The following is a 24,737-nucleotide window of genomic DNA, read 5'->3' on the forward strand; positions in this document are numbered from 1 at the left end:
ATGCTACCGGGCAAAACAAGCGAGCAATTTGCATGTCTAAATCCGTACAGAGCAACAGCGCGGTTCTCGTTCACTTCACGCTGAAGCTGGATGACGGCTCCACGGCCGAATCCACCCGCAATAACGGCAAACCGGCCCTGTTTCGTCTTGGCGATACCTCCCTGTCTGAAGGTCTTGAGCAGCAGCTTCTGGGCCTGAAAGAGGGTGAGAAAAAAGCCTTTTCGCTGGAGCCGGATGCCGCGTTTGGCGTGCCGAGTCCGGACCTGATCCAGTATTTCTCGCGCCGCGAGTTTATGGACGCGGGTGAACCGGAGATCGGAGCGATTATGCTCTTTACCGCTATGGACGGCAGCGAAATGCCTGGCGTGATCCGCGAGATCAACGGCGACTCTATTACCGTTGACTTCAACCATCCGCTTGCCGGGCGTACCGTTCATTTTGATGTTGAAGTGCTGGAAATCGATCCTGCACTGGAGGCCTGAAATGCAGATCCTGTTGGCTAACCCGCGCGGCTTCTGCGCCGGTGTAGACCGCGCTATCAGCATTGTTGAAAACGCGCTGGAGATTTACGGCGCGCCGATTTATGTACGTCACGAAGTGGTGCACAACCGCTACGTGGTCGACAGCCTGCGCGAGCGCGGCGCCATCTTCATTGAGCAGATCAGCGAAGTGCCGGACGGTGCGATCCTGATCTTCTCCGCGCACGGCGTCTCTCAGGCGGTACGTAACGAAGCGAAAAGCCGCGATCTGACCGTATTCGATGCCACCTGTCCGCTGGTGACAAAAGTGCATATGGAAGTGGCTCGCGCCAGCCGTCGTGGTGAAGAGTCGATTCTGATTGGCCATGCCGGTCATCCGGAAGTCGAAGGCACCATGGGCCAGTACAGTAACCCGGAAGGGGGCATGTATCTGGTTGAGTCGCCTGAAGATGTCTTTACGCTGAACGTGAAAAATGAAGCCCGTCTGTCGTTTATGACCCAGACGACGCTCTCCGTAGACGATACTTCAGACGTGATTGACGCGCTGCGTCAGCGCTTCCCGAAAATCGTTGGCCCGCGTAAGGATGATATCTGCTACGCGACCACTAACCGTCAGGAAGCGGTGCGCGCACTGGCTGAAAAGGCGGATGTGGTGCTGGTAGTCGGCTCCAAAAACTCGTCTAACTCAAACCGTCTGGCCGAACTGGCGCAACGCATGGGGAAAGCGGCTTTCCTGATTGATGATGCGTCGGATATTCAGGAGGCGTGGGTTAAGCACGCGGGCTGTGTCGGCGTGACGGCCGGGGCGTCTGCGCCAGATATTCTGGTACAGAACGTCATTTCTCGTCTGCAGGAACTGGGCGGTGGCGAAGCGGTGCCGCTGGAAGGACGTGAAGAAAACATCGTTTTTGAAGTCCCGAAAGAACTGCGCATCGACGCCCGCGAAGTCGAATAGACCTTTTTCTGATGAAAGGCCAGCACCTCCTGTGCTGGCCTTTTTTTTACCCGTTACTTTATCGTGACGACAAAATCATGTCTTTTACTGATATTTAAGTCGGTTTCACGTTAAATTCTAATTATCGGTGTTTTCAGTTGGCAGTGCTTCTCAAGGCTGGTTAATCTGAAAACGGTTTACATCATTTTAACGTAAGAGAATAACTATGCATGATGCACAGATCCGTGTCGCCATTGCGGGCGCGGGTGGACGTATGGGCCGTCAGCTTATTCAGGCGGCACTTCAGATGGATGGCGTCGCGCTTGGCGCGGCACTGGAGCGTGAAGGTTCGTCGCTTCTGGGAACCGATGCCGGTGAGCTGGCGGGCGCAGGCCACACGGGCGTTACCGTGCAAAGCAGCCTGGAGGCGGTAAAAGAGGACTTCGATGTATTCATCGATTTTACCCGCCCGGAAGGGACGCTCACGCATCTGGCGTTTTGTCGTCAGCACGGCAAGGGGATGGTGATCGGCACCACCGGTTTTGACGATGCGGGCAAGCAGGCTATCCAGGATGCATCAAATGAGATTGCGATTGTCTTCGCGGCAAACTTCAGCGTGGGCGTTAACGTCATGCTGAAGCTGCTGGAGAAGGCCGCGAAGGTGATGGGCAACTATACCGATATCGAGATCGTAGAAGCTCACCACCGTTACAAAGTTGATGCGCCATCGGGTACGGCGCTGGCGATGGGCGAAGCGATTGCTCATGCACTTGATAAAGATTTAAAAGACTGCGCGGTCTATACCCGTGAAGGTTACACCGGCGAACGCGTTCCTGGCACCATTGGCTTCGCAACCGTGCGAGCGGGTGACATCGTCGGCGAACACACGGCGATGTTCGCCGATATTGGCGAACGTGTCGAAATTACGCATAAAGCCTCCAGTCGAATGACGTTCGCCAACGGCGCCGTACGTTCCGCTTTGTGGCTTAAAAACAAGAAAGATGGCCTTTTTGATATGCGGGATGTGCTCGATCTCAACAATTTGTAAGCATTATTACCCATCGTGATGTGGTTATTGCAGTCGTAATTGTTTGATTGCATAGGGCAAAATTTTATTGCCCTTTTATTTTATCTGTTTTATAGCGTATTTTTGTTTAAGTCTCTAAATATCTATCTCTTGTGGCGTTTTAACGTTACTGAAATGTAAATTTTGACCATCTGGTCTACTTTATAGTGCTGCACCATCTCATTTTTCATTAAACCAGGCGCGCAAGCGTTTTCCGCAGTGATTTACCTGATCTTTTTGTCGCTTAAGCCGCATTCCACTCGCCAGACTTGCAAAAGAGTAAACAAAATATCCGTTTTAAGTTGACTTTTACCCACCAAATCCCCAGAATGCCGCCGTTTGCCAAAAATCCGCTGGCAACACATTTGCATTGATCCATGACATGCTATGAATTAATATGCAAATAAAGTGAGTGAATATTCTCTGGAGGGTGTTTTGATTAAGTCAGCGCTATTGGTTCTGGAAGACGGAACCCAGTTTATCGGTCGGGCCATAGGGGCAACGGGTTCGGCGGTTGGGGAAGTCGTTTTCAATACTTCAATGACCGGTTATCAAGAAATCCTCACTGATCCTTCCTATTCTCGCCAAATCGTTACTCTTACTTATCCTCATATCGGCAATGTCGGCACCAATGCGGCTGACGAAGAATCTTCTCAGGTACATGCGCAAGGCCTGGTCATCCGCGACCTGCCGCTGATTGCCAGCAACTTCCGCAATACCGAAGACCTCTCTTCTTACCTGAAGCGCCATAACATCGTGGCGATTGCCGATATCGATACCCGTAAGTTAACGCGTCTGCTGCGCGAGAAGGGTGCACAGAACGGCTGCATTATCGCGGGTGATAACCTCGATGCGACGCTGGCGCTGGAAAAAGCGAAAGCCTTCCCGGGCCTGAACGGCATGGACCTGGCGAAAGAAGTGACGACCGCTGAAGCCTACAGCTGGGCTCAGGGTAGCTGGACGCTGGAAGGCGACCTGCCGGAAGCGAAAAAAGAGAGCGAGCTGCCGTTCCACGTGGTGGCCTACGATTTCGGCGCCAAGCGCAACATCCTGCGCATGCTGGTTGACCGCGGCTGCCGCCTGACGGTGGTTCCAGCACAAACGTCTGCCGAAGACGTGCTGAAGATGAATCCGGACGGTATTTTCCTGTCCAACGGTCCTGGCGACCCGGCGCCGTGCGATTACGCCATCGCCGCCATCAAGTCCTTCCTGGAAACCGACATCCCGGTATTCGGCATCTGCCTCGGCCATCAGCTGCTGGCGCTGGCGAGCGGTGCGAACACCGTTAAGATGAAGTTCGGCCACCACGGTGGTAACCACCCGGTGAAAGACATCGATAACAACACGGTGATGATCACCGCGCAGAACCACGGATTTGCCGTCAATGAAGCCTCGATGCCGGCTAACCTGCGCGTGACCCATAAGTCGCTGTTCGATGGCACTCTGCAGGGGATTCATCGCACCGATAAGCCAGCATTCAGCTTCCAGGGTCACCCGGAAGCCAGCCCGGGCCCACACGACGCCGCGCCGCTGTTCGATCACTTCATCGAACTTATCGAGCAATACCGTAAGACCGCTAAATAATCAGGAGCCGAGAAGACAATGCCAAAACGTACAGACATAAAAAGCATCCTGATCCTTGGCGCTGGCCCGATCGTCATCGGCCAGGCCTGCGAATTCGACTACTCCGGCGCGCAGGCGTGTAAAGCCCTGCGTGAAGAGGGTTACCGCGTTATCCTGGTGAACTCTAACCCGGCAACCATCATGACCGACCCGGAAATGGCTGATGCAACCTACATCGAGCCGATTCACTGGGAAGTGGTGCGTAAAATCATCGAGAAAGAGCGTCCGGACGCGGTGCTGCCAACCATGGGCGGCCAGACGGCGCTGAACTGTGCGCTGGAGCTGGAGCGTCAGGGCGTGCTGGCCGAGTTCGGCGTGACCATGATTGGTGCGACCGCCGACGCGATTGATAAAGCAGAAGACCGTCGCCGCTTCGACGTGGCGATGAAGAAAATCGGCCTCGACACCGCGCGTTCCGGTATCGCACACAACATGGAAGAAGCGCTGGCCGTCGCGGCTGACGTGGGCTATCCGTGCATCATCCGTCCATCGTTCACCATGGGCGGCACCGGCGGCGGCATCGCCTACAACCGCGAAGAGTTCGAAGAGATTTGCGAACGCGGTCTGGATCTCTCCCCAACCAAAGAGCTGCTGATTGATGAATCGCTGATTGGCTGGAAAGAGTACGAGATGGAAGTGGTGCGTGATAAAAACGACAACTGCATCATCGTCTGCTCCATCGAAAACTTCGATGCGATGGGTATCCACACCGGCGACTCCATCACCGTTGCGCCAGCCCAGACCCTGACCGACAAAGAGTATCAAATCATGCGTAACGCCTCGATGGCGGTACTGCGTGAAATCGGCGTGGAAACCGGCGGTTCTAACGTGCAGTTCTCGGTGAACCCGAAAACAGGCCGTCTGATTGTTATCGAAATGAACCCGCGCGTGTCCCGTTCCTCCGCGCTGGCCTCTAAAGCGACCGGCTTCCCGATTGCGAAAGTGGCGGCGAAGCTGGCGGTGGGTTACACCCTCGACGAGCTGATGAACGACATCACCGGTGGCCGCACCCCTGCGTCCTTCGAGCCGTCCATCGACTACGTTGTGACCAAAATTCCACGCTTCAACTTCGAGAAATTCGCGGGCGCGAACGACCGTCTGACCACCCAGATGAAATCTGTCGGTGAAGTGATGGCGATTGGCCGCACGCAGCAGGAATCCCTGCAGAAAGCGCTGCGCGGCCTCGAAGTGGGCGCGACCGGCTTTGACCCGAAAGTGAGCCTGGACGACCCGGAAGCGCTGACCAAAATCCGCCGCGAGCTGAAAGACGCGGGCGCAGAGCGTATCTGGTATATCGCCGATGCCTTCCGTGCGGGCCTCTCCGTCGACGGCGTGTTCAACCTGACCAACATCGACCGCTGGTTCCTGGTGCAGATTGAAGAGCTGGTGCGTCTGGAAGAACAGGTCGCGGAGCTGGGCATCAACGGCCTGGACGCTGACTTCCTGCGCGTGCTGAAGCGCAAAGGCTTCGCCGATGCGCGTCTGGCTAAGCTGGCGGGCGTGCGTGAAGCGGAAATCCGCAAGCTGCGCGACCAGTACGACCTGCACCCGGTCTACAAGCGCGTGGACACCTGTGCGGCTGAATTCTCTACCGACACCGCCTACATGTACTCCACCTATGAAGACGAGTGCGAAGCGAACCCGTCCGTCGACCGCGACAAGATTATGGTGCTGGGCGGCGGTCCAAACCGTATCGGCCAGGGCATAGAGTTCGACTACTGCTGCGTACACGCCTCGCTGGCGCTGCGCGAAGACGGTTACGAGACCATCATGGTCAACTGTAACCCGGAAACCGTCTCTACCGACTACGACACCTCTGACCGCCTCTACTTCGAGCCGGTTACCCTGGAAGACGTGCTGGAAATCGTGCGCATCGAGAAGCCAAAAGGCGTTATCGTGCAGTACGGCGGCCAGACCCCGCTGAAGCTGGCGCGCGCGCTGGAAGCAGCAGGCGTGCCGGTTATCGGCACCAGCCCGGACGCGATTGACCGTGCGGAAGACCGCGAGCGTTTCCAGCAGGCGGTTGACCGTCTGAAGCTGAAACAGCCGGCGAACGCCACCGTCACCGCCATTGAAATGGCCGTTGAGAAGGCGAAAGAGATTGGCTACCCGCTGGTGGTACGTCCTTCCTACGTGCTGGGCGGCCGCGCGATGGAAATCGTTTATGACGAAGCCGACCTGCGTCGCTACTTCCAGACTGCGGTGAGCGTTTCCAACGATGCGCCAGTGCTGCTCGACCGCTTCCTCGACGATGCGGTTGAAGTGGACGTTGACGCCATCTGCGACGGCGAAATGGTGCTGATTGGCGGCATCATGGAGCACATCGAGCAGGCGGGCGTGCACTCCGGCGACTCCGCCTGTTCTCTGCCAGCGTACACGCTGAGCCAGGAGATTCAGGACGTGATGCGCCAGCAGGTGCAGAAGCTGGCCTTCGAGCTGCAGGTTCGCGGTCTGATGAACGTCCAGTTCGCGGTGAAAGACAACGAAGTCTACCTGATTGAAGTCAACCCGCGTGCGGCACGTACCGTACCGTTCGTCTCCAAAGCCACCGGCGTTCCGCTGGCCAAAGTGGCGGCGCGCGTGATGGCGGGCCAGACGCTGGCGCAGCAGGGCGTGACCAAAGAGATCATTCCACCGTACTACTCGGTGAAAGAAGTGGTGCTGCCGTTCAACAAATTCCCGGGCGTTGACCCGCTGTTAGGGCCAGAAATGCGCTCTACCGGGGAAGTGATGGGCGTGGGCCGCACCTTCGCAGAAGCGTTCGCGAAGGCGCAGCTGGGCAGTAGCTCCACCATGAGAAAATCAGGCCGTGCGCTGCTCTCCGTTCGCGAAGGCGACAAAGAGCGCGTGGTTGACCTGGCCGCCAAGCTGCTGAAACAGGGCTTCGAGCTGGACGCGACCCACGGTACCGCGATTGTGCTGGGCGAAGCCGGCATCAACCCGCGTCTGGTGAACAAGGTGCATGAAGGTCGTCCGCACATTCAGGACCGTATCAAGAATGGCGAATACACCTACATCATCAACACCACCGCAGGCCGCCAGGCGATTGAAGACTCCAAGCTGATTCGCCGCAGCGCGCTGCAGTACAAAGTGCACTACGACACCACCCTGAACGGCGGTTTCGCAACGGCCATGGCGCTGAACGCGGATGCCACCGAGAAGGTGATTTCAGTGCAGGAAATGCACGCGCAGATTAGCAAATAAGTAAAAATGCCCGGTGCCGTTCGGTTGCCGGGCATTCTCCCATCTTCAGAACCTTCTGGTTTTTCATCCGCTTTCAGTCAGTTAGCCTAAAATGGTTAGGTCGATAACGAAATTCAACTGAGAGCAGGGGAAAACACCATGCAAAATAAATTACTGATCGCTTCCGTTCTGGCTGCCACGACAATGTTTACCGTTGCGGGCTGTTCGTCTAATCAGGCCGTAAAAACCACCGATGGCAAAACCATTGTCACCGACGGCAAACCACAGGTGGATGACGATACCGGTCTGGTGTCGTATAAAAACGCCGAAACCGGTCAAACCGAGCAGATTAACCGTGACCAGGTGAAATCCATGGGCGAGCTGGATAACTAATTCAGAATTCTGACGTAAGCCCGTCAATAATATTCACTATTAGCCTGTTGAATTACTGACTACACTCTTTTGTTAAAAGAAAGCAGTAACAACAGGCTAATCAATGATTCTGATAATTTATGCCCATCCTTATCCGCAGCACTCGCATGCGAATAAGCGGATGCTTGAGCAGGTAAGGACGCTTGATAACGTAGAGATACATTCCCTCTATCAACTCTATCCCGATTTTAATATCGATATCGCCGCCGAGCAGGAGGCGCTTTCCCGTGCCGATCTGATTATCTGGCAGCATCCGATGCAGTGGTACAGCACGCCTCCGCTCCTGAAGCTGTGGATTGATAAAGTCTTCTCCCACGGCTGGGCGTATGGCCACAACGGCAATGCGCTAAAAGGGAAAAGCCTGATGTGGGCAGTCACCACCGGCGGTGGGGAAAGCCATTTTGATATTGGTTCCTTCCCGGGTTTTGACGTTCTGGCGCAGCCGCTGCAGGCGACTGCGCTCTATTGCGGTCTGAACTGGCTCCCGCCGTTTGCGATGCACTGCACGTTTGTTTGCGACGATGAAACGCTGCAGGCGCAGGCTCGTCATTATAAACAACGCTTACTTGAGTGGCAGGAGATGCACCATGGATAGCCATACGCTGATACAGGCGCTGATTTACCTCGGCGCGGCGGCGCTGATTGTACCCGTGGCGGTACGCCTGGGGCTGGGCTCGGTGCTCGGCTACCTGATTGCGGGCTGCGTCATTGGGCCGTGGGGCTTTCGACTGGTCACGGATGCCGAGGCGATTCTCCATTTCGCTGAAATTGGCGTGGTGCTGATGCTGTTTGTGATTGGCCTGGAGCTCGACCCGCAGCGGCTGTGGAAGCTTCGCGCCTCGGTATTTGGCGGCGGAGCGCTGCAGATGGTGGCCTGCGGCCTGCTGCTGGGCGGGTTCTGCATCCTGTTAGGAATGGACTGGAAAGTGGCAGAGCTCATCGGCATGACGCTGGCGCTCTCCTCCACGGCGATTGCCATGCAGGCGATGAACGAGCGAAATCTGACGGTCTCCCAGATGGGACGCAGCGCGTTCTCCGTGCTGCTGTTCCAGGACATTGCCGCTATCCCGCTGGTGGCGATGATCCCGCTGCTGGCGGCCAGCGGTTCCTCTACCACGCTGGGCGCTTTCGCGCTGTCGGCACTGAAGGTGGCGGGCGCGCTGGCGCTGGTGGTGGTGCTTGGCCGCTACGTGACCCGCCCGCTGCTGCGGTTTGTCGCCCGCTCTGGCCTGCGCGAAGTGTTCAGCGCCGTGGCGCTGTTCCTGGTGTTTGGCTTCGGTCTGCTGCTGGAGGAGGCCGGGCTGTCGATGGCGATGGGGGCGTTCCTCGCAGGCGTTCTGCTGGCGAGCTCTGAATACCGTCACGCGCTGGAAAGCGATATCGAGCCGTTCAAAGGGTTGCTGCTGGGACTGTTTTTCATCGGAGTCGGGATGTCCGTCGACTTCGGTACGCTGGTGACGCACCCGCTGCGGATCGTCATCCTGCTCGTCGGCTTCCTGGTCATTAAAATGGTGATGCTGTGGCTGATTGCTCGCCCACTGAACGTGCCGGGCAGACAGCGCCGCTGGTTCGCCGTGCTGCTGGGGCAGGGGAGTGAATTTGCGTTCGTGGTCTTTGGCGCCGCGCAGATGGCAAACGTGCTCGATCCCGAGTGGGCGAAAGCGCTGACGCTGGCGGTCGCCCTGTCGATGGCGGCGACGCCTGTGCTGCTGGTGGTGCTGACGCGCCTGGAAAAATCGGACAGCGGGCAGGAGCGCGAGGCCGATGAGATCGACGAGGAGCAGCCGCGCGTCATCATCGCCGGATTTGGCCGCTACGGGCAGATCGTGGGTCGTTTACTGCTGTCGAGCGGGGTGAAAATGGTCATCCTCGATCACGACCCCGACCATGTCGATACCCTGCGTAAATTTGATATGAAGGTGTTTTACGGGGATGCAACCCGCGTCGATCTGCTGGAATCCGCCGGGGCGGCAAAAGCCGAGGTGTTGATTAACGCCATTGACGATCCGGAAACCAGCATGCAGATGGTGGAGCTGGTAAAAGAGCATTTCCCGGCGCTGACTATTATCTCCCGCGCGCGCGATGTGGATCACTACATCCGGCTGCGGCAGGCGGGCGTAGACGCGCCGGAGCGTGAAACCTTCGAAGGTGCGCTGAAGTCTGGCCGCATGGCGCTGGAAAACCTGGGACTTGGCGCGTATGAAGCACGCGAACGGGCAGACCTGTTCCGCCGCTTTAATACCGAGATGGTCGAAGAGATGGCGGCGATGGCCGGCAGTACGGCCACCGAGCGTGCGGCGGTGTTCAAACGCACCAGCGCGATGCTGACGGAAATCATTAACGAGGACCGTAACCACCTGTCGCTGATCCAGCGCCATGGCTGGCAGGGCACGGAAGAGGGCAAGCATACCGGCGATCCGGCTGACGAGCCCGAGAGTAAACCTTCCGCGTGAAGTGGAGTTGCCAGCAATATTAAAAAATTTCTTTATCTTTACCCTGCCGCCAGTCGACGAAAGATTAAGCTTTCCGTATAGTGGCGGCAATTTTTTGCATCCGGGAAATTTTCAATGATCAGTCTGATTGCAGCGCTGGCGGTGGACCGCGTTATCGGTATGGAAAATGCCATGCCGTGGAACCTGCCTGCCGATCTCGCATGGTTTAAACGTACTACGTTAAACAAGCCGGTAGTGATGGGCCGCCTGACCTGGGAGTCGATTGGTCGTCCATTGCCGGGCCGTAAGAATATCGTTATCAGCAGCCAGCCGGGCACTGACGATCGCGTCGAATGGGTAAAATCAGTAGACGAGGCGATTGCTGCATGCGGCAATGCCGAAGAGATCATGGTGATTGGCGGTGGGCGCGTGTACGAGCAGTTCCTGCCAAAAGCGCAGAAGCTGTATCTGACCCACATTGATGCAGAAGTGGAAGGGGATACTCATTTCCCGGACTACGATCCGGACGAGTGGGAATCGGTATTCAGCGAATTCCACGATGCGGATGCACAGAACTCCCACAGCTACTGCTTCGAGATTCTGGAACGTCGTTAAGTGATTTTCCCTCTCCCGGCCGGGAGAGGGAATAACGTATCAGGAGGCAACGGCCTCGCTTTCCCCCAGGTCCAGCTGTCGGTTGGACGGCTGCACAAAGTAAGCTTTATCTTCCCAGCGTAAGCAGGTTAACTCTCCGCCCCAGCAGCATCCGGTATCCAGACCGTAAATCCCTTCCGGTGTGCCTTTTCCTTCCAGTGCAGCCCAGTGACCAAATACCACGCTGTACTCGCTTGTCACCGGCCCCGGAATGGCAAACCACGGCTTGAGCGGCGCGGGCGCGCTCTCCGGCGTCTCTTTGGAATACATATCCAGCTGTCCGTTCGGGAAGCAGAAGCGCATGCGGGTGAACGCGTTGGTGATAAAGCGCAGACGGGCCAGACCGCTGAGATCCTCGCTCCAGTGGTTCGGCATATCGCCGTACATGGCATCGAGGAAGAAAGGATACGAGTCGCTTGCCAGCACCGCCTCAACGTCACGCGCGCAGGTTTTCGCCGTCTCAAGATCCCATTGCGGGGTGATCCCGGCATGCGCCATGACCAGCTTTTTCTCTTCGTCGATCTGCAGCAGGGGCTGACGGCGCAGCCAGTTAATCAGATCGTCCGCGTCCGGCGCATCCAGCAGTGGGGTGAGGCGATCTTTAGGTTTGTTGCGGCTGATCCCGGCGAAAACCGCCAGCAGATGCAGATCGTGATTGCCCAGCACCATGCGCACGCTATCGCCCAGCGATTTGACGAAACGTAATACTTCAAGGGAGCCGGGGCCACGCGCGACTAAATCGCCCGTCAGCCAGAGCGTGTCCTGTCCTGGCGTAAAGTCGACCTGTTTTAATAATGCGATCAGTTCATCGTAGCAACCGTGAACGTCGCCAATCAGATATGTAGACATTAGATTAATGAATGAGTGTGGTTACGGCGAGACGGAACACAGGAATGGCAACGCGGAAATCATTGCCATCGACGTCGACCATTTCATAATGGCCCTGCATGGTACCCATCGGCGTTTCAATCACCGCGCCGCTGGTGTACTGGTACTCTTCGCCAGGGGCGATGTGGGGCTGTTCACCAACCACACCTTCGCCCTGAACTTCGATTTCGCGGCCATTGCCGTTAGTGATAAGCCAGTAGCGCCCGCGCAGCTGCACGGGCATCCGCCCCAGATTGCGAATGGTCACGGTGTAAGCGAAAACAAAACGTTCTTCGTCCGGTGAGGACTGTGATTCAACATAGACGCTTTGTACATGGACACATACGCGGGGCGAATCAATCATGGCTTAACTCTCCTTCGGCGGCGCATTATCGCTGATGTAATTAGCCAGCTTGCAGTACTGCTCTACGGAAATGTTCTCCGCACGCATTGCCGGGTCGATCCCCAGCTCGGCTAACACCTCAACGGTAAACGAATTGCTCAGGCTGTTACGGATCGTTTTACGGCGCTGGTTAAAGGCTTCTGTGGTAATGCGGCTCAGTACGCGCAGATCTTTAACCGGATACGGTTTCGTCTTGTGCGGCACAAGGCGCACAACCGCTGAATCCACTTTCGGTGGTGGTGTGAACGCTGACGGCGGTACTTCGAGTACCGGGATCACGTTGCAGTAATACTGTGCCATCACACTTAAACGACCATACGCTTTACTGTTCGGGCCTGCAACCAGACGGTTAACAACCTCTTTTTGCAACATGAAGTGCATGTCGGCAATGGCATCAGTATAGCTAAAGAGGTGGAACATGAGCGGCGTGGAGATGTTGTACGGCAGATTGCCGAACACGCGCAGCGGCTGGCCCATTTTTTCGGACAGTTCGCCAAAGTTCATGGTCATGGCGTCCTGCTGATAGATGGTCAGCTTCGGCCCGAGGAACGGGTGCGTTTGCAGGCGTGCGGCCAGATCGCGGTCCAGTTCGATGACGGTCAGCTCGTCGAGGCGTTCGCCTACCGGCTCGGTCAGCGCGGCAAGGCCCGGGCCGATTTCGACCATCGCCTGACCTTTTTGCGGATTAATAGCCGAGACAATGCTTTCGATCACGAACTGATCGTTAAGGAAGTTTTGCCCGAAACGTTTACGGGCTAAGTGGCCCTGATGGACTCGATTAGTCATTGAGTATTAACAATCATTTTGATGGCGAGATTAAGCGCCGTAATAAAACTGCCGACATCCGCTTTCCCCTGGCCTGCCAGATCCAGCGCAGTACCGTGGTCAACGGACGTTCGAATAAAGGGTAAACCGAGGGTGATATTCACCCCGCGGCCAAAGCCCTGGTATTTTAGCACGGGCAGGCCCTGATCGTGGTACATCGCGAGCACGGCGTCGGCATTATCCAGGTATTTCGGCTGGAAAAGGGTATCTGCAGGCAGCGGCCCGCTGAGGTTCATCCCCTTCGCCCGCATTTCGTTGAGTACCGGAATGATGGTGTCGATCTCTTCGGTGCCCATGTGCCCGCCTTCACCGGCATGCGGATTCAGGCCGCAGACCAGCACGTGCGGCTGCGGGATCCCAAACTTTGTCTGCAGATCGTGATGCAAAATCCCGATGATCTCGCGCAGGAGTTCAGGGGTGATCGCATCAGGAATGGCTTTGATCGGCAGATGGGTGGTCACCAGCGCAACGCGCATTTCCTCCGTCGCCAGCATCATCACCACTTTCGGGCTGTGCGAGCGCTCTTCGAAGAACTCCGTATGCCCGGTAAAGGGTATACCCGCTTCGTTGATGACGCCTTTGTGGACGGGGCCGGTGATCAGGGCGGCAAATTCGCCCTTCAGGCAACCGTCGCAGGCGCGCGCCAGGGTTTCAACGACATAGTGGCCGTTTTCCGTGCTGAGCTGGCCCGGTATGACCGGCGTACGAAGGGGGATGGAAAGAAGGGTGAGCGTACCGGCTTGCTGCGGTGCAGGCTGTTGGCCTTCAACGTAAGGGATGAGCGTTAAAGGCAGACCGAGCAGCGTTGCCCGGTCTTGTAACAGTGTTGCATCGGCGCAGACAACCAGCTCTACCGGCCAGCTGCGCTGGGCGAGCTGAACAACGAGGTCAGGTCCAATCCCGGCGGGTTCGCCGGGCGTGATAACAACACGATGCTGTTTCATTAGTTGCTCAGAACTTTCACGTAAGCGCTGGCGCGTTGTTCTTGCATCCAGGTTGCGGCTTCTTCAGAGAACTTACGGTTAAACAGCATACGGTAGGCTCTGTCTTTCTGTGCCGCATCCGTTTTATCAACGTTACGGGTGTCCATCAGCTCGATCAGATGCCAGCCAAATGAAGAGTGGACCGGCGCGCTGATCTGGCCTTTGTTCAGCTTCATCAACGCGTCGCGGAAGGCAGGATCGTAAATATCCGCAGCCGCCCAGCCCAGATCGCCGCCCTGGTTAGCAGAGCCTGGATCCTGAGAGAACTCTTTTGCTGCCTTCGCAAATGAGGTTTTACCGCTCTTAATGTCAGCTGCGATCTGTTCCAGCTTCACACGCGCCTGATCGTCAGTCATGATCGGTGACGGTTTCAGAAGTATGTGGCGAGCGTGAACTTCGGTGACGGAGATATTTTGGCTCTGGCCGCGCAGATCGTTCACCTTCAGAATGTGGAAGCCCACGCCTGAACGGATAGGACCAACGATATCCCCTTTCTTCGCCGTGCTCAGCGCCTGGGCAAAGATAGATGGCAGCTCCTGAATACGTCCCCAGCCCATCTGGCCGCCTTTCAGCGCCTGTTGGTCAGCGGAGTAGGTGATTGCCAGCTTGCCAAAGTCGCCGCCGTTACGCGCCTGTTCAACAATCGAACGCGCCTGGCTTTCTGCTTCCGCAGCCTGATCGGACGTTGGGTTCTCTGGCAGTGGGATCAGAATGTGGCTCAGGTTCAGCTCTGTGCTCGCATCGTTCTGGTTGCCCACCTGTTTTGCCAGCGCGTCCACTTCCTGAGGCAGGATGGTGACGCGGCGACGCACTTCGTTGTTACGCACTTCCGAAATCAGCATCTCTTTACGGATCTGGTTACGGTAAGTGGCGTAGCTGATGCCGTCATAGGCCAGACGGCTGCGCATCTGGTCTAAAGACATATTGTTCTGCTTCGCGATGTTAGCGATCGCCTGATCGAGCTGCTCGTCAGTGATCTTCACACCCATTTTCTGCCCCATCTGCAGAACGATCTGATCCATGATCAGACGCTCCAGGATCTGGTGGCGCAGCGTGGCGTCATCAGGAAGCTGTTGACCGGCTTCGCCCGAATTGAGCTTCACCGATTTCATCAGACCGTCAACGTCACTTTCAAGCACGACGCCGTTGTTAACCACAGCAGCGACTTTATCAACAACCTGGGGGGCGGCGAAGCTGGTATTCGCAACCATAGCGACACCGAGCAGCAGCGTTTTCCAGTTCTTCATACTTTTTCCATTTCAATTAACCGCAAAGCGGATTACGTTGCAAATCAAGCACATTACAAGGCGCTACTGTACGGCAGAATATTCGAGCGCAGCATTTTCTGCGTACCCAGACCGTAGTTGGAACTCAGGCCGCGTAACTCGAAGTTAAAGCCAATCACGTTATCGTATTTGCTCTGATTGTTTTCACTGTTCCAGCCGTTAAGCTTGCGTTCGTAGCCGACACGCAGCGCGTAACAGCAGGAGTTATATTGCAGACCCACCATCTGGTCAGCAGGTTTATTGGCGTTAGTGTCAAAGTAGTAAGCGCCTACGATTGACCAGCGGTCGGCGATTGGCCAACTCGCTGCGCCACCCACCTGCGAAATACCGTCTTTATACTGCTCTGCAGTACCATAGTTTGGTAACGTCGCCTGAATATATTCCGGGCTGGCATAACGATAGGTCAACTGCACCATACGATCTTCATCCCGACGGTACTCAATCGCCGCCGTACTGTTGGCGATATTGTCGAGACGGGTGTCATATTGCACGCCACCGCGAAGACCCCAACGATCGGTCATACGCCAGTAGGTATCACCAGCCCAAATCAGCGAACCTGTCTTGTTATCTTTCTCCCACTTAATATTGTCATCGCCCGTGCGAGACTCGGTGAAATAGTAGATTTGACCAACAGAAACGTTAAAACGTTCAACGGCAGCGTCATCATAAACGCGTGATGTGACCCCGGTCGTTAACTGGTTCGCTGAGGCGATGCGGTCAAGGCCACCGTAGGTACGGTCGCGGAACAGGCCGCTGTAATCAGATTGCAGTAAAGAGGAGTCATAGTTATTGATGTTGCTCTGATCGCGATAAGGCACGTACAGGTACTGCATACGTGGCTCCAGCGTCTGGGTATAGCCATCCGCCAGAAGGCCCATATTGCGTTCGAAGATCAGCTTACCGTCCATTTTGAACTGTGGAAGCGTACGGTTTACGCTTTCCTCAAGATGAGCGTTGTTGCTGGTGTTGTAATCATCAATATTTTTTTGCTGATAGTGTGTCGCCATCAGCTTGGCTTCCGTATTCAGGCTTGCCCAGTCATTCGACCATGGCAAGTTGATGACGGGCTCCAGGTGAACTCGGGTGGCTTCCGGCATATTGGAATTGGTGTTTACAAAATGCACCGCCTGACCATAAATACGGGTGTCGAACGGACCCACGTCATTCTGGTACCAGTTAACGTCCAGCTGCGGCTCGGCACCATAGGTACTCGCGGTCTGGCTGGAGAACACCTGGAACTGCTTGTTGGTTACCGTCGCATCGAAGTTCTGCACCGCATAGCCAACGCTGAAGATCTGCGTGGCATAACCGTCGGTACTCGAACCGTATTTTGACGAGAAATCGTTGAAGTAGTTCGGGTCACTGACCTTGGTGTAGTTAACGTTAAAACGCCAGACCTGATCCATCACCCCGGAATGCTGCCAGAAATACATCCAGCGGTGTTTATCGCCTTCGGTCGGATGCTCGTCCTGGAAGACTTTATCCGACGGCAGATAATCCAGCTCCATCAGACCCGCACCGGCGTGGGTCAGATAGCGGAACTCGTTCTCCCACATGATGTTGCCGCGCTTGTGAATATAGTGCGGCGTGATCGTCGCATCCATGTTTGGCGCGATGTTCCAGTAATACGGCAGGTAGAACTCAAAGTAGTTCGTGGTGCTGTATTTGGCATTCGGGATCAGGAAACCGGAGCGACGTTTGTCACCCACGGGAAGCTGCAGATAAGGGCTGTAGAATATGGGAACAGGGCCCAGCTTGAAGCGGGCGTTCCAGATCTCTGCGACCTGTTCTTCGCGGTCATGGATAACTTCGCTACCGACCACGCTCCAGGTATTGGAACCCGGCAGACATGACGTGAACGTGCCGTTTTCCAGGATCGTATAGCGGTTTTCACCGCGCTGTTTCATCAGGTCAGCGTCGCCGCGCCCCTGGCGACCCACCATCTGATAATCACCTTTCCAGACGTTAGTATCTTTCGTATTCAGGTTTGACCAGGCTTTCGGACCTTTCAGGATGACCTGATTGTCGTCATAGTGCACATTACCCAGCGCATCCACCGTTCGTACCGGCTCGGCCGCACCTTCCGGCTGCTTCTGGTGCAACTGCACTTCATCTGCCTGCAGGCGGCTATTGCCCTGATTAATATCGACATTGCCCGTAAACGTGGCATTGTCAGGGTAAGTCCCTTTCGAACTGTCGGCAGTAATGGTTACCGGCAAGCTATTTGTATCGCCACTCACCAGTGGGCGATTATAACTTGGAACGCCAAGCATACACTGCGAGGCGAGATCGGCCGCCAGCCCCTGTTGACTGTACAGGGCGGAGCCAATCATTGTGGCCAGGAGGGTGGGGATACGTTTTTTCATACGTTGTATTTTATTGTTCCGTCATCAGTGGCTACGGCTTACAAACGCTCAGAGACTATCTTACTCATCTGCGCAGTACCAGCGTTAATCCTGCCCGTTTGCGTGCCAGAGTGTTAGGCTCGCTATCGAATGACGAGTATGATAAAGCAAATTATAGGCGATGTCCTTCAATTGACCGTGACTTGAACACAGTGATGATGACGTTGCGTCGGCCAGGAATATGACTATCCGGGGAGTATATGCAGTATTGGGGTAAAATAATCGGCGTTGCGTTCGCCATCATCATGGGTGCCGGGTTCTGGGGGATTGTGCTTGGGCTTATTATCGGCCATATGTTTGATAAGGCGCGCAGCCGCAAAATGGCCTGGTTTGCCAATCAGCGCGAGCGTCAGTCACTCTTTTTCTCCACCACCTTTGAGGTCATGGGGCACTTAACCAAATCCAAAGGGCGTGTCACAGAAGCCGATATTCAGATTGCCAGCGTCTTTATGGATCGCATGAATCTGCACGGCGACTCCCGTCTGGAAGCGCAAAATGCGTTTCGCATCGGTAAGTCGGATAATTATCCGCTTCGCGAAAAAATGCGTCAGTTCCGCAGCATCTGCTTTGGACGTTTTGATTTAATTCGGATGTTTCTGGAAATTCAAATCCAGGCGGCCTTCGCGGACGGTTCACTTCACCCTAATGAACGTGACGTGCTGTACGTCATTGCGGAAGAGCTGGGCATCTCCCGCATGCAGTTCGACCAGTTCCTGCGCATGATGCAGGGCGGGGCGCAGTTTGGCGGCGGCTATCATCAGCAGTCGTCCGGCGGTGCCTGGCAGCAGGCGCAGCGTGGTCCGACGCTGGAAGACGCCTGCAACGTGCTTGGCGTTAAGCCCTCTGACGATCAGACCACGATTAAACGTGCCTATCGTAAGCTCATGAGCGAACACCATCCGGACAAACTGGTCGCGAAAGGCTTACCGCCAGAAATGATGGAGATGGCGAAGCAAAAAGCGCAGGAAATCCAGAAGGCGTACGAGCTCATTAAAGAGAAGAAAGGTTTCAAATAAGAAAAAGCCCGACGATGTCGGGCTTTTTTTTAGAAGTCCACCGGGGCTTTAAACGTCATCGCGTTACCGAAGGCCGGATGGGTGATGGTGAGCGTCTGCGCGTGCAGCTGCAGACGTGGCGCTAAGGCCAGCGCTTCAGGCGGCGCGTAAAACCGGTCGCCCAGAATCGGATGACCCAGGGCGAGCATATGCACGCGCAGCTGGTGCGAACGTCCGGTAATCGGCTTAAGCAGGACGCGCGCGGTATTATCCGGCGCGTACTCCAGCACTTCGTACTCGGTCTGCGCGGCCTTGCCGGTTTCGTAACACACCTTCTGCTTAGGCCGGTTCGGCCAGTCGCAGATCAGCGGTAAATCTACCAGCCCTTCCGCCTGCGCGGGGTGGCCCCAGACGCGGGCGACATACTGCTTTTTCGGCTCGCGCTCGCGGAACTGGCGCTTTAACTCGCGTTCCGCCGCTTTGTTCAGCGCCACCACAATCACGCCGCTGGTGGCCATATCCAGGCGATGGACAGACTCCGCCTGCGGATAATCGCGCTGAATGCGCGTCATCACGCTGTCTTTGTGCTCGTCCAGACGCCCCGGCACGGACAACAGGCCGCTGGGCTTGTTGACCACCATAATGTGTTCATCCTGATACAGAATGACCAGCCAGGGATCCTGCGGCGGATTGTAAGGCTCCATCACCATCTTGCGCTCCGTTTACTGATGCGTCACAACGATAAGACGCAGGGCATCCAGACGCCAGCCAGCCTGATTCAGGCTTTCCAGCACCTGCTGACGGTTGCTTTCAATCGCCGCCAGCTCGTCGTCGCGGATGTTCGGGTTGACGGCTTTTAACGCTTCCAGACGGGACAGCTCCGCAGACAGTTTCTCGTCGGCTTCACTGCGCGCGGCGTCAATCAGCGCTCTGGCCGCTTTTTCAATCTGGGTTTCGCCCAGTTGCAGAATAGCGTGCACATCCTGCTGTACCGCGTTCACCAGCTTGCTGCCCGTGTGGCGGTTTACCGCGCTCAGCTGTCGGTTGAAACTCTCGAATTCAACCTGTCCCGCCAGGTTCGTGCCGTTTTTATCCAGCAGCAGACGCACCGGTGTTGGCGGCAGGAAGCGGTTGAGCTGCAGCTGTTTCGGCGCCTGCGCTTCCACAACGTAGATCAGCTCCACCAGCAGGGTGCCCACCGGCAGCGCCTTGTTTTTCAACAGGGAGATGGTGCTGCTGCCGGTATCGCCGGAGAGGATCAGGTCCAGACCGTTGCGGATCAGCGGGTGTTCCCAGGTGATAAACTGGGCATCTTCGCGGGACAGCGCCACGTCACGCTCGAAGGTGATGGTACAGCCATCTTCCGGCAGGCCCGGGAAATCCGGAACCAGCATGTGATCGGACGGAGTCAGGACAATCAGGTTCTCGCCGCGGTCGTCCTGGTTGATGCCGACGATATCGAACAGGTTCATGGAGAAGCTGATCAGGCTGGTGTCATCATCCTGTTCTTCAATACTCTCAGCCAGCGCCTGCGCTTTTTCACCGCCGTTGGAGTGGATCTCCAGCAGGCGGTCGCGGCCCTGCTCCAGCTGCGCTTTCAGCGCATCGTGCTTCTCACGGCAGGACTTGATCAGCTCATCAAACCCTTCCGCGTTTTCCGGCGTGGCCAGGTAGCCGATCAGATCGCCATGCACTTGATCATAAATGGTGCGGCCCGTCGGGCAGGTATGTTCAAACGCGTCCAGACCTTCGTGGAACCAGCGTACCAGCACGGACTGCGCGGTTTTTTCCAGATACGGCACGTGGATCTGAATATCATGCGCCTGGCCGATACGATCCAGACGGCCGATACGCTGCTCCAGCAGATCCGGGTTAAACGGCAGATCGAACATCACCAGGTTGCTGGCGAACTGGAAGTTACGGCCTTCAGAGCCGATTTCCGAGCACAGCAGAACCTGTGCGCCGCTGTCCTCTTCTCCGAACCACGCCGCGGCGCGGTCGCGCTCGACGATGGACATGCCTTCGTGGAACACGGCGGCGCGAATGCCTTCACGCTCGCGCAGAACCTGCTCCAGCTGCAGCGCGGTGGCCGCTTTGGCGCAGATCACCAGCACTTTCTGGGAGCGGTGCGCGGTCAGGTAGCCCATCAGCCACTCCACGCGCGGATCGAAGTTCCACCAGGTGCCGGTATCGCCTTCAAATTCCTGGTAGATTTGTTCCGGATAAAGCATGTCGCGGGCGCGCTCTTCCTGGGTTTTGCGCGCACCCATAATGCCGGAGACTTTAATCGCCGTCTGATACTGCGTCGGCAGCGGCAGCTTAATCGTATGCAGCTCGCGTTTCGGGAAGCCTTTGACGCCGTTACGGGTGTTTCGGAACAGCACGCGGCTGGTGCCGTGGCGGTCCATCAGCATGTCGATCAGCTCTTTACGCGCGGATTCCGCGTTGCCGCTGTCGCTGTTCGCAGCCTGCAAAAGCGGCTCGATATCCTGCTCGCCAATCAGATCGCTCAGGGTGTTGAGTTCGTCATCAGAAAGACGCTTGCCCGCCAGCAGCATGGCGACGGCATCGGCGACCGGACGGTAGTTATTCTGTTCTTCCACGAACTGCTCAAAGTCGTGGAAACGGTTTGGATCGAGCAGGCGCAGACGGGCGAAGTGGCTTTCCAGACCCAGCTGCTCCGGCGTTGCGGTCAGCAGCAGGACGCCAGGCACGCGTTCGGCAAGCTGCTCGATAGCCATGTATTCGCGGCTCGGCGCGTCTTCGCTCCAGACCAGGTGGTGCGCTTCGTCAACAACCATAATGTCCCACTCGGCATCGCACAGGTGCTCAAGACGCTGCTTGCTGCGGCGCACGAAGTCCAGGGAACAAATGACCAGCTGTTCGGTTTCAAACGGGTTGTCGGCGTCGTGCTGCGCTTCGGCATAGCGTTCATCGTCGAACAGGGAGAAACGCAGGTTAAAGCGGCGCAGCATCTCAACCAGCCACTGGTGCTGCAGGGTTTCTGGCACCACGATCAGCACGCGTTCGGCTGCGCCGGAAAGCAGCTGTTGATGGAGGATCATGCCCGCTTCGATGGTTTTACCCAGGCCCACTTCATCTGCCAGCAGCACGCGCGGCGCGTGACGACGGCCTACGTCGTGGGCGATGTTCAGCTGGTGGGGGATCAGGCTGGTGCGCTGGCCGCGCAGGCCGCTCCACGGCATGCGGTACTGTTCACTCTGGAACTTACGCGCGCGATAGCGCAGGGAGAAGCGATCCATACGGTCGATTTGCCCGGCAAACAGGCGGTCCTGCGGCTTGCTGAACACCAGTTTGCTGTCGAGCAGCACTTCACGCAAGATGACATTGGCTTCATCCGTATCAAGACGAGTACCAATGTAGGCGAGCAGTCCATTCTCTTCTTTTACGTCTTCAATCTTGAGCTGCCAGCCGTCATGGCTGGTCACGGTGTCACCCGGATTAAACATCACGCGGGTAACAGGGGAGTCATTGCGAGCGTACAGACGGTTTTCACCGGTGGCAGGGAAGAGGAGGGTAACCATACGCGTATCGATTGCTACGACGGTTCCTAGTCCAAGTTCGCTTTCTGTATCGCTGATCCAGCGTTGACCAAGTGTAAAAGGCATAGTTGTTCGGCTCTAATCTTTAATTGCAGGCAATAGTTCGACTACCGTCAAAAAAGACGGTCAACGAAAAATGGGTCCAGGAATGGAAAGGGCGCTATGGTACTGGATGGCAGCCATTTCGTCACGCGTCAAAATAGGCCAAGTTGCCCTGTAACCAGTGTAGCAAAATCATCGTCGATGAAGGGCAAAATTCCGTCGGCAACCGGCTGAAGCTGGCGCGTCAGATAGTGTTCGTAATCCAGAGGAGAGTGCTGATAATCCACGGGTTCCGGGCCGCTAACGGTCCAGACGTATTTGATGGTTCCCCGGTTTTGATACTGCGGCGCGCGGCGACGGCGTACGTTTTCTTCATCCGCCAGACGCGCGGCGCGTACGTGCGGAGGAACGTTACGCTGGTACTCCGCCAGCGGGCGGCGCAGGCGCTTGCGGTATACCAGTTGCGCGTCAAGTTCGCCCGCCATCAGGCTGGCTATCGTCTCTCGCACGTAGTCCTGATATGGCTCATTGCGAAACACCCGCAGATAGAGCGTCTGCTGGAACTGCTGCGCCAGCGGCGTCCAGTCGGTACGTACCGTCTCCAGCCCTTTAAAAACCATCCGCTGCGCGTCGCCTTCCTGAATTAGCCCGGCGTAGCGCTTCTTGCTGCCCTGATCGGTGCCGCGAATGGTGGGCATTAAAAAGCGGGCGAAATGGGTTTCAAATTCCAGCTCCAGCGCGCTGGTTAACCGCTCTTTCTGCAAATGTTCCTGCCACCAGTCGTTTACGAAGGCGACCAGCGCTTTGCCGATTTGCGCGGCGTCGTCTTCTGAATGCGCGCCCTTAAGCCACACAAAGGTGGAGTCCGTGTCGCCGTAGATGACGTCATAGCCCCGGGACTCAATCAGCGCTTTGGTCTGGCGCATGATCTCGTGCCCGCGCATGGTGATCGAGGAGGCCAGACGCGGGTCAAAGAAGCGGCAGGCGCTGGTGCCCAGCACGCCGTAAAAGGCATTCATAATGATTTTCAGCGCCTGTGATAGCGGCTTGTTGCCGTGGCGCTTGGCCTCATCGCGGCCGTGCCAGATGTTTCCCACGATTTCAGGCAGGCAGTGTTTTTCTCGCGAGAAGCGTGCGCCGAGGAAACCTTCGGTGCTGTGCTCATCGTCCGGCTGGGCCATGCCCTCAACCAGCCCGACGGGATCGATCAGGAAGGTACGGATAATCGACGGGTAGAGGCTTTTGTAGTCCAGCACCAGCACCGAGTCATACAAACCTGGCCGGGAGTCCATCACGTACCCGCCGGGGCTTGCCTGCGGCGGTACGTCCCCGAGGTTGGGGGCGACGTATCCCGCCCGGTGCATGCGCGGAAAATAGAGGTGGCTAAAGGCCGCCACGGAGCCGCCGTGCCTGTCTGCCGCCAGGCCGTTTACCGTCGCGCGCTCCAGCAGGAACGGCATAATCTCGGTTTTGTGGAAAATCTGCGTGACCAGCTCGCAGTCTTTCAGGTTATAGGTGGCAAGCGCCGGTTTATCTTCATTAAAGCGCCGGTCGATCTCGTCCATTCTGTCCCAGGGGTTGTCGATGGATTTGCCTTCGCCAAGCAGCTCCTGTGCGACCGCTTCGAGGGAGAATGAAGAGAAGTTCCAGAAGGCGGACTTAAGCGCCTCAATGCCGTCGATAATCAGGCGACCGTTAGCCTGCGCGAAGAAAACGCCGTTCTTAAAACCGTGCTCACGCCATTCCAGCTCGCTGTTTCCGCGCCCCAGCATCAGCGGGATGCGGTAGCGCTCGGCGTGCTTTTGCAGGACGCGCAGGTCGAACTGCACCACGTTCCAGCCGATCAGGACGTCGGGGTCGTTGTCGGCAAACCACTGGTTAAGCTTCTCCAGCAGCTGCGGGCGGCTGTTGACGTACTCAAGCCGGAAATCCAGCGCGGACGCATCGCCATTCGGCGGCCCGAGCATATAAACAACCCGATCGCCGCAGCCTTCCAGACCGATGCAGTACAGTTCGCCGTGGCGGGTGGTTTCTATATCCAGGGAGACCCACTTCAGCGGCGGGCGGTAGTGCGGATTCGGCTTCAGGCGCGCGTTAACGAGGCTGCCGCAATGCGCGGTGCCGTCGACCCAGACGGGGGCGGTAATAAACCGCTCCATCAGAAAGCGTTCCGGTGGGCGGATATCCGCCTCATAGAGCGTCACGCCCGCCTCGCGGAGCAGCTTTTCATAGCGCATCAGCTGGCGATGGGCGCGATAGTAGAGGCCGTAAACCGGCTGACGGTGGAAATCCTTCAGCTCAAGCGGGGTGATGCGCCAGCCGTTTTCGCCGCGCAGCAGCTGCTTCACCTTTTCGACGTGGGCTTCAGGAATAAAGGCCACGGATTCCTGCGGGGGCAGCGTAACGTGCAGCGGACCGCTGTCGGTTGCCAGCCAGAACGCGACCTCGGTGCCCTGAGGGGTATCCCGCCAGTGTCGGGTCAGTAAAAAGCCTTCTTGCGCCTGCGCCACGCCGTTATCCCAGAAAACAAAACCAGGCCTGATTATAGCCTGGTTAAGATTTTAA

At 56.7% G+C, this 24,737-nt stretch carries 19 protein-coding genes; 10 read left to right on the forward strand and 9 right to left on the reverse strand.

Annotated features, from left to right (window positions below; all coding sequences use genetic code 11):
* Window positions 1-32: 32 nt before the first annotated feature.
* The 9 genes from fkpB (at window position 33) to folA (ending at window position 10,764) form a co-directional block, all read left to right on the forward strand.
* Window positions 33-482, forward strand: a complete 450-nt coding sequence (fkpB, locus tag EnteroDNA1_RS17375; protein WP_003856450.1) for an FKBP-type peptidyl-prolyl cis-trans isomerase — start codon at window positions 33-35, stop codon at window positions 480-482.
* 1 nt (window position 483) lies between these two features.
* A complete protein-coding gene (gene ispH, locus EnteroDNA1_RS17380) occupies window positions 484-1,434 on the forward strand; it encodes a 4-hydroxy-3-methylbut-2-enyl diphosphate reductase (RefSeq protein ID WP_069303652.1) in 951 nt (316 codons plus the stop codon).
* Window positions 1,435-1,639: 205 nt separating this feature from the next.
* Entirely contained in the window at window positions 1,640-2,461 is an 822-nt protein-coding gene (dapB, locus tag EnteroDNA1_RS17385) for a 4-hydroxy-tetrahydrodipicolinate reductase (protein ID WP_069303653.1), read from the forward strand.
* Between the two features lie 453 nt (window positions 2,462-2,914).
* Window positions 2,915-4,063 carry a glutamine-hydrolyzing carbamoyl-phosphate synthase small subunit gene (carA, locus tag EnteroDNA1_RS17390; RefSeq protein ID WP_069303654.1) on the forward strand — a complete coding sequence of 383 codons (1,149 nt, stop codon included), beginning with the start codon at window positions 2,915-2,917 and terminating at the stop codon, window positions 4,061-4,063.
* Between the two features lie 18 nt (window positions 4,064-4,081).
* The gene (gene carB / locus EnteroDNA1_RS17395; RefSeq protein ID WP_023334470.1) at window positions 4,082-7,306 is read left to right on the forward strand and encodes a carbamoyl-phosphate synthase large subunit; all 3,225 of its coding nucleotides are present in this window, start codon (window positions 4,082-4,084) and stop codon (window positions 7,304-7,306) included.
* Between the two features lie 138 nt (window positions 7,307-7,444).
* On the forward strand, window positions 7,445-7,678 hold the full coding sequence (locus EnteroDNA1_RS17400) for a YgdI/YgdR family lipoprotein (RefSeq protein WP_023310357.1): 234 nt from the start codon (window positions 7,445-7,447) through the stop codon (window positions 7,676-7,678).
* 103 nt (window positions 7,679-7,781) lie between these two features.
* Window positions 7,782-8,312 carry a glutathione-regulated potassium-efflux system oxidoreductase KefF gene (gene kefF / locus EnteroDNA1_RS17405; protein WP_069303655.1) on the forward strand — a complete coding sequence of 177 codons (531 nt, stop codon included), beginning with the start codon at window positions 7,782-7,784 and terminating at the stop codon, window positions 8,310-8,312.
* Window positions 8,305-10,170: a glutathione-regulated potassium-efflux system protein KefC gene (gene kefC / locus EnteroDNA1_RS17410; RefSeq protein WP_069303656.1), complete on the forward strand. Its 1,866-nt coding sequence runs from the start codon at window positions 8,305-8,307 to the stop codon at window positions 10,168-10,170. Before kefF ends, kefC begins: the two co-directional genes overlap by 8 nt.
* A gap of 114 nt (window positions 10,171-10,284) precedes the next feature.
* Window positions 10,285-10,764, forward strand: a complete 480-nt coding sequence (gene folA / locus EnteroDNA1_RS17415; RefSeq protein ID WP_008502023.1) for a type 3 dihydrofolate reductase — start codon at window positions 10,285-10,287, stop codon at window positions 10,762-10,764.
* Window positions 10,765-10,803: 39 nt separating this feature from the next.
* On the opposite strand, the gene apaH is transcribed toward folA, so the two are convergent.
* From apaH to lptD, 6 genes are read right to left on the reverse strand one after another with little or no spacing between them, the layout of a single operon-like run.
* Window positions 10,804-11,652, reverse strand: coding sequence for a bis(5'-nucleosyl)-tetraphosphatase (symmetrical) ApaH (gene apaH, locus EnteroDNA1_RS17420; RefSeq protein WP_023310360.1), 849 nt, complete (start codon window positions 11,650-11,652; stop codon window positions 10,804-10,806).
* A gap of 4 nt (window positions 11,653-11,656) precedes the next feature.
* Window positions 11,657-12,034 carry a Co2+/Mg2+ efflux protein ApaG gene (gene apaG, locus EnteroDNA1_RS17425; RefSeq protein ID WP_023310361.1) on the reverse strand — a complete coding sequence of 126 codons (378 nt, stop codon included), beginning with the start codon at window positions 12,032-12,034 and terminating at the stop codon, window positions 11,657-11,659.
* A 3-nt stretch (window positions 12,035-12,037) separates the two neighbouring features.
* A complete protein-coding gene (gene rsmA / locus EnteroDNA1_RS17430) occupies window positions 12,038-12,859 on the reverse strand; it encodes a 16S rRNA (adenine(1518)-N(6)/adenine(1519)-N(6))-dimethyltransferase RsmA (RefSeq protein ID WP_023310362.1) in 822 nt (273 codons plus the stop codon).
* Complete coding sequence (pdxA, locus tag EnteroDNA1_RS17435; RefSeq protein WP_063408265.1) at window positions 12,856-13,842, reverse strand: 4-hydroxythreonine-4-phosphate dehydrogenase PdxA; 987 nt, start codon at window positions 13,840-13,842, stop codon at window positions 12,856-12,858. Before pdxA ends, rsmA begins: the two co-directional genes overlap by 4 nt.
* The gene (gene surA, locus EnteroDNA1_RS17440; protein ID WP_033144608.1) at window positions 13,842-15,128 is read right to left on the reverse strand and encodes a peptidylprolyl isomerase SurA; all 1,287 of its coding nucleotides are present in this window, start codon (window positions 15,126-15,128) and stop codon (window positions 13,842-13,844) included. Before surA ends, pdxA begins: the two co-directional genes overlap by 1 nt.
* 53 nt (window positions 15,129-15,181) lie before the next feature.
* Window positions 15,182-17,533 carry an LPS assembly protein LptD gene (lptD, locus tag EnteroDNA1_RS17445; RefSeq protein WP_033144609.1) on the reverse strand — a complete coding sequence of 784 codons (2,352 nt, stop codon included), beginning with the start codon at window positions 17,531-17,533 and terminating at the stop codon, window positions 15,182-15,184.
* 239 nt (window positions 17,534-17,772) lie between these two features.
* Here lptD and djlA point away from each other — a divergent pair, with 239 nt between their 5' ends.
* The gene (gene djlA, locus EnteroDNA1_RS17450; RefSeq protein WP_008502016.1) at window positions 17,773-18,588 is read left to right on the forward strand and encodes a co-chaperone DjlA; all 816 of its coding nucleotides are present in this window, start codon (window positions 17,773-17,775) and stop codon (window positions 18,586-18,588) included.
* Window positions 18,589-18,617: 29 nt separating this feature from the next.
* Here djlA and rluA read toward each other — a convergent pair whose 3' ends face one another.
* The 3 genes from rluA to polB form a co-directional block, all read right to left on the reverse strand.
* Complete coding sequence (gene rluA / locus EnteroDNA1_RS17455; RefSeq protein WP_008502014.1) at window positions 18,618-19,277, reverse strand: bifunctional tRNA pseudouridine(32) synthase/23S rRNA pseudouridine(746) synthase RluA; 660 nt, start codon at window positions 19,275-19,277, stop codon at window positions 18,618-18,620.
* Between the two features lie 12 nt (window positions 19,278-19,289).
* The gene (gene rapA, locus EnteroDNA1_RS17460) at window positions 19,290-22,196 is read right to left on the reverse strand and encodes an RNA polymerase-associated protein RapA (RefSeq protein ID WP_069303657.1); all 2,907 of its coding nucleotides are present in this window, start codon (window positions 22,194-22,196) and stop codon (window positions 19,290-19,292) included.
* A 128-nt stretch (window positions 22,197-22,324) separates the two neighbouring features.
* Window positions 22,325-24,682, reverse strand: a complete 2,358-nt coding sequence (gene polB, locus EnteroDNA1_RS17465; protein ID WP_069303658.1) for a DNA polymerase II — start codon at window positions 24,680-24,682, stop codon at window positions 22,325-22,327.
* Between the last annotated feature and the right edge of the window lie 55 nt (window positions 24,683-24,737).

The organism is Enterobacter sp. HK169 (assembly GCF_001719105.1).
Lineage (GTDB): Bacteria > Pseudomonadota > Gammaproteobacteria > Enterobacterales > Enterobacteriaceae > Enterobacter > Enterobacter asburiae_B.